Annotated in this window: 6 protein-coding genes; 4 read left to right on the top strand and 2 right to left on the bottom strand. The window is 62.8% G+C overall.

All coding sequences use genetic code 11. The annotated features are described in order from the left end of the window. Nucleotides 1-273: 273 nt before the first annotated feature. Both NJH59_RS13195 and NJH59_RS13190 read right to left on the bottom strand, forming a co-directional pair. Nucleotides 274-1494 (bottom strand): CaiB/BaiF CoA-transferase family protein, encoded by a 1221-nt coding sequence (locus tag NJH59_RS13195; RefSeq protein WP_043862337.1) that lies wholly within the window; start codon nt 1492-1494, stop codon nt 274-276. A 14-nt stretch (nt 1495-1508) separates the two neighbouring features. Next, nucleotides 1509-2690 (bottom strand): acyl-CoA dehydrogenase, encoded by a 1182-nt coding sequence (locus tag NJH59_RS13190; RefSeq protein ID WP_054916007.1) that lies wholly within the window; start codon nt 2688-2690, stop codon nt 1509-1511. A 152-nt stretch (nt 2691-2842) separates the two neighbouring features. On the opposite strand from NJH59_RS13190, the gene NJH59_RS13185 reads away from it, so the two are divergent. The 4 genes from NJH59_RS13185 to NJH59_RS13170 all read left to right on the top strand — a co-directional run bounded on the left by NJH59_RS13185 (nt 2843) and on the right by NJH59_RS13170 (nt 7068). Then, entirely contained in the window at nt 2843-3769 is a 927-nt protein-coding gene (locus tag NJH59_RS13185; protein ID WP_054916008.1) for a LysR family transcriptional regulator, read from the top strand. 409 nt (nt 3770-4178) lie between these two features. Continuing rightward, nucleotides 4179-5300 carry a Re/Si-specific NAD(P)(+) transhydrogenase subunit alpha gene (locus NJH59_RS13180; RefSeq protein WP_043862334.1) on the top strand — a complete coding sequence of 374 codons (1122 nt, stop codon included), beginning with the start codon at nt 4179-4181 and terminating at the stop codon, nt 5298-5300. Nucleotides 5301-5311: 11 nt separating this feature from the next. Further along, nucleotides 5312-5629: an NAD(P) transhydrogenase subunit alpha gene (locus tag NJH59_RS13175; RefSeq protein ID WP_043862333.1), complete on the top strand. Its 318-nt coding sequence runs from the start codon at nt 5312-5314 to the stop codon at nt 5627-5629. Between the two features lie 2 nt (nt 5630-5631). Then, a complete protein-coding gene (locus NJH59_RS13170; RefSeq protein ID WP_043862332.1) occupies nt 5632-7068 on the top strand; it encodes an NAD(P)(+) transhydrogenase (Re/Si-specific) subunit beta in 1437 nt (478 codons plus the stop codon). The last annotated feature ends 167 nt before the right edge of the window (nt 7069-7235 follow it).

Below are 7235 nucleotides of genomic sequence, written 5' to 3'. Positions count from 1 at the left end.
ACACTTGACTCGCTTCGATCTCTCGTAGCGGGAGGCGAATTCTACAGCGTTACAACCTGCTGTCAACCACCTTTTTCACCGCTGCCGATCTTTCGATCGAAGCACCACCAGCCTGACCTGAAACGTCCAACTCGTTGATATTCAAGGAGTTTTTCGTTTCGACTGCGCCGGAAGTGGGGCGAATTATAGAGAGATTAAATCGTGCGTCAAGGGCTAATTTGAAACTTTATCAAATCAGCCCTAGCCACCCTCTATATAGATAGGAGAGGGCGCCTACAGCACGCCCGCGCCACGCAGGCGTTGCACCTCGTCACCCTTCAGCCCCAGCACCTGCATCAGCACCTGTTCGGTATGCTCCCCCAGCAGCGGCGGTGCATTGCGGTACTCCACCGGCGTCTCGGACAAACGAATAGGGCTGGCCACCTGCGGCACGCTGCCGGCCAACGGGTGAGGAATCTCTATGGCCAGGCCACGCGCCTGCACCTGAGGGTCCTGGAACATCTGCGCCAGGTCGTTGATCGGCCCGCACGGTACACCCGCCTGCTCCAGCTGGCTGACCCACTCGGCGGTAGTCTTGAACACCGTGGCCTGGCGAATCAGCGGGATCAGCTCGGCGCGGTTGGCCACACGCAGTTTATTAGTGGCAAACCGCGGGTCATCCGCCCACTGCGGCTGGCCGGCCACCTCGGCGAACTTGCGAAACTGCCCGTCGTTACCCACGGTCAGGATGAAGTCGCCATCGGCGGTAGGAAAATCCTGGTAAGGCACGATGTTCGGGTGCGCATTGCCCAGGCGACGCGGCGCAACACCCGTGGTCAGGTAGTTCATCGCCTGGTTGGCCAGGCAAGCCACCTGCACATCCAGCAACGCCATGTCGATGTGTTGCCCGCCGCCATCGTGATCCCGGTGGGCGAGGGCGGCCAATATCGCCACCGTCGAATACAGCCCGGTGAGAATATCGGTCAACGCCACCCCGACCTTCACCGGCCCCGCACCGTCCTCACCCTCCGGGCGGCCGGTAAGGCTCATCAGGCCACCCAGGCCCTGGATCATGAAGTCATAACCGGCACGCTTGGCGTAGGGTCCGGTCTGGCCGAAGCCGGTGATCGAGCAATAGATAAGCCGCGGGTTGATCGCCCGCAGGCTTTCGTAGTCCAGCCCGTAGGCCGCCAGCCCGCCAACCTTGAAGTTCTCGATCAGGATGTCGGACTTGGCCGCCAGCTCGCGTACCAGTTGCTGGCCTTCGGGCTGGGTGAAGTCGATGGTGACCGACTGCTTGTTGCGGTTGGCCGAAAGGTAGTAGGCCGCCTCACTGGTGTTCTCGCCATAGGCGTCCTTGAGAAACGGCGGGCCCCAGGCGCGCGTGTCGTCGCCCGCCCCGGGACGCTCGACCTTGATCACCTCGGCCCCCAGGTCCGCGAGGATCTGTCCGGACCACGGTCCGGCCAGCACTCGCGACAGATCCAGCACCCGCAGATGAGATAGCGCGCCCATGGGCTGGCTCCTTATTAATAGAAAGCCTGCAGACCGGTTTGCGCACGCCCCAGAATCAGCGCATGCACGTCATGGGTACCTTCATAGGTGTTGACCACCTCGAGGTTGACCAGGTGGCGGGCCACGCCGAACTCGTCGGAGATACCATTGCCGCCCAGCATGTCGCGGGCCAGGCGGGCGATGTCCAGCGCCTTGCCGCAGGAGTTGCGCTTCATGATCGAGGTGATCTCGACCGCAGCAGTGCCTTCATCCTTCATGCGGCCCAGGCGCAGGCAACCTTGCAGGGCCAAGGTGATCTCGGTCTGCATGTCGGCCAGCTTCTTCTGGATCAGCTGGTTGGCGGCCAACGGGCGGCCGAACTGCTGACGGTCCAGGGTGTATTGGCGCGCGGTGTGCCAGCAGGCTTCCGCTGCACCCAGGGCGCCCCAGGAGATGCCGTAGCGCGCCGAGTTGAGGCAGGTGAACGGGCCCTTCAGGCCACGTACATCCGGGAAGATGTTTTCTTCAGGCACGAACACGTTGTCCATCACGATCTCGCCGGTGATCGAGGCACGCAGGCCGACCTTGCCGTGAATCGCCGGGGCACTCAGGCCTTCCCAGCCTTTCTCCAGCACGAAGCCGCGAATGTCGCCCGCATCGTCCTTGGCCCACACCACGAACACGTCAGCGATCGGGCTGTTGGTGATCCACATCTTGCTGCCGCTCAGGCGATAGCCACCGTCGACGCTCCTGGCGCGGGTGATCATCGAGCCCGGGTCGGAGCCATGGTTGGGCTCGGTGAGGCCGAAGCAGCCGATCCACTCGCCGCTGGCCAGCTTGGGCAGGTACTTCTGCTTCTGCGCCTCGGTACCGAATTCGTTGATCGGCACCATCACCAGCGAAGACTGCACACTCATCATCGAGCGATAGCCGGAGTCGATACGCTCCACTTCACGGGCAATCAGGCCGTAGCACACATAGTTGAGGCCGCTGCCGCCGTACTGCTCGGGGATCGTCGCACCCAGCAGGCCAACCTCGCCCATTTCACGGAAGATCGCCGGGTCGGTCTGCTCATGGCGGAAGGCTTCGAGCACACGCGGGGCGAGCTTGTCCTGGGCGAAGTGGAACGCGCTGTCACGCACCATGCGCTCTTCTTCGGTGAGCTGCTGATCGAGCAGCAGCGGGTCGATCCAGTTGAAGCTTGCCTTGCCAGCCATGTGCGAATCCTCGGAAACGTTTTGTCGTGGGTTGATCCTAGGCCGTAACGGGCGTGGCGACAAACGAGGATTGCGCATAGTCTTGTGATAATTTCTCACTTCGTAACGGCACCAACGGCCATTTTTACGACTGATTAGTGAGGTTGACGTATATGCGGCGCAAGATCCCCAGCACCACGGCCCTGGTGTGCTTCGAGGCTGCAGCCCGCCACGAAAGCTTTACCAAGGCGGCCCAGGAGCTCTCCCTGACCCAGGGCGCGGTGTGCCGACAGGTGGGCGGGCTGGAGGAGTTTCTGAATGTGGAGCTGTTTCGACGCTCGCGCCGTGGCGTGAAGCTCACCGAAGCCGGCCTGTCCTATAGCCGCCGCGTCGCCACCCAGCTGGACGCGGTGGAGCGCGATACCCTGTCGGTGATGGGCCAGCAGGGCGCCAACGTGATCGAACTGGCCCTGGTACCGACCTTCGGCACGCAATGGCTGCTGCCGCGACTGAAGGACTTTCAGCGCCTGCACCCCGAAGTCACCGTCAACCTGACCAACCGCACCCGTCCGTTCCTTTTCGCCGACACCCACTTCGACGCCGCCATCTATTTTGGCGACGCCGACTGGTCGGGTACCCAGTCCCACCGCCTGATGGGCGAGAACCCCGTGCCGGTGTGCAGCCCGGCCTTGCTGGCAGGGCAGGCTAGTCTTAGCGCCGAGGACCTCGCGCAACTGCCGCTGCTGCAGCAGACCACCCGACCCTATGCCTGGCGCCAGTGGTTCAACAGCCTGGAAATGAACGTGGCCCGCGACATGACCGGCCCGCGCTATGAGCTATTCTCGATGTTGGCCCAGGCCGCCATGCACGAGATGGGCGTGGCGTTGATCCCGCCCTTTCTCATCCAGCATGAACTGGGGGAGGGCAGGCTGGTGATTGCCAACCCGCATGCGCTGTCGAGCATCAAGGCGTATTACCTGATGATCCCGGAGCGCAAGGTGGAATCCGCCTCGCTGCGTGCTTTTCGCGACTGGCTGGTAGCCGAGGCCCAGCGCTATGCCGCGCAGCACAAGGATCAGAGCGGGTTGTTGACCCCGTAGTCAGCAAATATCGAGCCCTACAGATATACGAAAATGTCGCAAATTAGCAGACTGTTCCGGTGCACGCCAAAACACCCCTTAACCCTGCTGTTTACGGGGCCTTCGCGACATAAAGCCTGTGCACAAATGCGCTTTCGCGAAATTTGTCTGAAAAAATTTCAAATTTTGCGTAATGTCCCTGAAGCCCACGGTTCGCGGGCTTCAGGCCGTTTATTGCGACATTCGGTCACAGGGTGACTTGTAGTTTATCGTTCGTCACCCTTCAGAACCGGTTGAAGCGATTCAGGATCGCCTGCAAAATGCCGCGCCCCGCCCGGATTCAGGGCGGGATCGTGCTGATCGGCCGCCCCAGACGCACCATCCGCAGTGCGCTGGTTTACCAACAAAAGATCACGCAGGAGAAATTGACGTGCACATTGGTGTTCCTCTCGAAACGCAGACGGGCGAGACACGTGTCGCTGCCACCCCCGAAACCATCAAGAAACTGATCGGCCAGGGTCATCAGGTCACTGTGCAACGTGGCGCGGGCGTCAATGCCAGCGTGCCCGACAGTGCCTATGAAGCAGCAGGCGCGACCATCGGCAGCGCTGCCGATGCGTTTGGCGCACAGCTTGTACTCAAGGTTGTGGCGCCCAACGAAAGCGAACTGGGCCAGATCAACAGCGGCACCGTTCTGGTGGGCATGCTCAACCCGTTCAACAATGACGTGATTGCCAGGATGGCCGAACGCGGGATCACCGCCTTCGCTCTCGAAGCCGCGCCGCGCACCTCCCGCGCGCAGAGCCTCGACGTGCTGTCATCGCAGGCCAATATCGCCGGCTACAAGGCCGTGCTGCTGGCCGCGCATCACTACCCACGCTTCATGCCGATGCTGATGACTGCCGCAGGCACCGTGAAGGCTGCCCGCGTGCTCATCCTGGGCGCCGGTGTGGCCGGCCTGCAGGCCATCGCCACGGCCAAGCGCCTGGGTGCGGTGATCGAGGCCTCGGACGTGCGCCCGGCGGTAAAGGAGCAGATCGAATCGCTCGGCGCCAAGTTCATCGACGTGCCGTATGAAACCGATGAGGAACGCGAGTGCGCCGAAGGCGTCGGCGGCTACGCGCGGCCCATGCCCGCCAGCTGGATGCAGCGTCAGGCCCAGGCCGTGCACGAACGCGCCAGACAGGCCGACATCGTCATCACCACCGCGCTGATCCCCGGGCGCAAGGCACCGACCCTGCTCAGCGCCGAAACCGTCGCGCAGATGAAGCCGGGCTCGGTGGTCATCGACCTCGCCGCCGCACAGGGCGGCAACTGCCCGCTGACCGTGGCCGACCAGGTGGTGATCGAGAACGGCGTGACCATCGTCGGCCCCACCAACCTGCCAGCACAGGTCGGTGCGGACGCCTCGGCCCTGTATGCACGCAACCTGCTCGACTTCATGAAACTGCTGTTCGACAAGGACGGCGCCCTCACGATCAACCTCGAAGACGACATCGTCGCCGCGTGCCTGATGTGCCGCGACGGCCAGGTCATCCGCAAGAACGGATAAGGAGCCAGACAATGGAAGACATGCTGATCTCTCACGGCGTCTACAACCTGATCATCTTCGTGCTGGCCATCTATGTGGGCTACCACGTGGTATGGAACGTGACCCCGGCGCTGCACACCCCGCTGATGGCGGTCACCAACGCCATCTCCGCCATCGTCATCGTCGGCGCCATGCTGGCCGCCGCGCTGACCGTGACCCCGCTGGGCAAGACCATGGGCACCCTCGCGGTGGCCCTGGCAGCGGTCAACGTGTTCGGCGGTTTCCTCGTCACCCGGCGCATGCTGGAGATGTTCAAGAAAAAGGCCGCGAAGGCTGAGGGGAAGAAGTAAACATGAGCATGAACCTGGTAACCCTGCTCTACCTTGTCGCCTCGGTGTGCTTCATCCAGGCGCTCAAGGGCCTGTCGCACCCGACCACCTCGCGGCGCGGCAACCTGTTCGGCATGCTCGGCATGGCCCTGGCGGTGATCACCACCGTCGGCCTGATCTACAAACTGGGCGCGCAGCTGGCCACCGACGGCATCGGCTACGTGATCGTCGGCCTGCTGGTGGGCGGCACTGCCGGCTCGATCATGGCCAAACGCGTCGAAATGACCAAGATGCCGGAACTGGTCGCCTTCATGCACAGCATGATCGGCCTGGCGGCCGTGTTCATCGCCATCGCGGCCGTGGTCGAGCCACAGTCGCTGGGCATCGTGGCCAGCATCAGCGACCCGATTCCGGTCGGCAACCGCCTGGAGCTGTTCCTTGGCGCCGCCATTGGTGCGATCACCTTTTCGGGTTCGGTCATCGCCTTCGGCAAGTTGTCGGGCAAGTACAAGTTCCGCCTGTTCCAGGGCGCGCCGGTACAGTTCAGCGGCCAGCACAAGCTCAACCTGGTGCTGGGCCTGGCCACCATCGCCCTGGGCCTGATCTTCACCTTCACCGGCAACCTGACCGCCTTCGCCCTGATGCTGGCCCTGGCCTTCGTGATGGGTGTGCTGATCATCATCCCGATCGGCGGCGCCGACATGCCGGTGGTGGTCTCGATGCTCAACAGCTATTCGGGCTGGGCAGCGGCGGGCATCGGTTTCTCGCTGAACAACTCGATGCTGATCATTGCCGGTTCGCTGGTGGGTTCGAGCGGCGCGATCCTCTCGTACATCATGTGCAAGGCGATGAACCGTTCGTTCTTCAACGTGATCCTCGGCGGCTTCGGCGGCGCTGCAGAAGCGGCCGGCCCGGCCGGTGCCAAGGAGGCGCGCCCGGTGAAATCCGGTTCGGCCGACGACGCCACCTTCCTGCTGAGCAACGCCGACACCGTGATCATCGTGCCCGGCTACGGCCTGGCGGTGGCCCGTGCGCAGCATGCGCTCAAGGAACTGACCGAAAAGCTCACCCACAACGGCGTGACCGTGAAGTACGCGATCCACCCGGTGGCGGGGCGCATGCCCGGGCACATGAACGTGCTGCTGGCCGAGGCCGAAGTGCCCTACGACCAGGTGTTCGAGATGGACGACATCAACTCCGAGTTCGGCCAGGCCGACGTGGTACTGGTGCTCGGTGCCAACGACGTGGTCAACCCGGCGGCCAAGAACGATCCCAAGTCGCCGATTGCCGGCATGCCGATCCTCGAAGCCTTCAAGGCCAAGACCATCATCGTCAACAAGCGCTCCATGGCCAGCGGCTATGCCGGCCTGGACAACGAACTGTTCTACCTGGACAAGACCATGATGGTGTTCGGCGATGCCAAGAAGGTCATCGAAGACATGGTCAAAGCCGTGGAATAAGCCCTTGAAAAGGCTGTGACAAATAGCCCCAGCGCGGTACCGGCTGGGGCTTTTTCATGCCCGCCCAGCCGACAGAAGGCTCTACTTCAGGCCTTCGCATTCGACCTTGGTCGCGGGACGCCGACAGGCGAAATCAATAGACTGCGCATCTAGCTTTAGTAGCCCGA

This window comes from Pseudomonas sp. VE 267-6A (genome assembly GCF_024126555.1).
In the GTDB taxonomy this organism is placed as follows: Bacteria; Pseudomonadota; Gammaproteobacteria; order Pseudomonadales; family Pseudomonadaceae; genus Aquipseudomonas; species Aquipseudomonas palmensis.
This window is presented reverse-complemented; position numbering and strand designations above follow the sequence as displayed.

Excerpts from the sequence above, each read along its gene's own strand:
- NJH59_RS13185 (WP_054916008.1), top strand. The coding sequence starts at position 2,843 with ATGCGGCGCAAGATCCCCAGCACCACGGCCCTGGTGTGCTTCGAGGCT.
- NJH59_RS13175 (WP_043862333.1), top strand. The coding sequence starts at position 5,312 with ATGGAAGACATGCTGATCTCTCACGGCGTCTACAACCTGATCATCTTC.
- NJH59_RS13195 (WP_043862337.1), bottom strand. The coding sequence starts at position 1,494 with ATGGGCGCGCTATCTCATCTGCGGGTGCTGGATCTGTCGCGAGTGCTG.
- NJH59_RS13170 (WP_043862332.1), top strand. The coding sequence starts at position 5,632 with ATGAGCATGAACCTGGTAACCCTGCTCTACCTTGTCGCCTCGGTGTGC.
- NJH59_RS13190 (WP_054916007.1), bottom strand. The coding sequence starts at position 2,690 with ATGGCTGGCAAGGCAAGCTTCAACTGGATCGACCCGCTGCTGCTCGAT.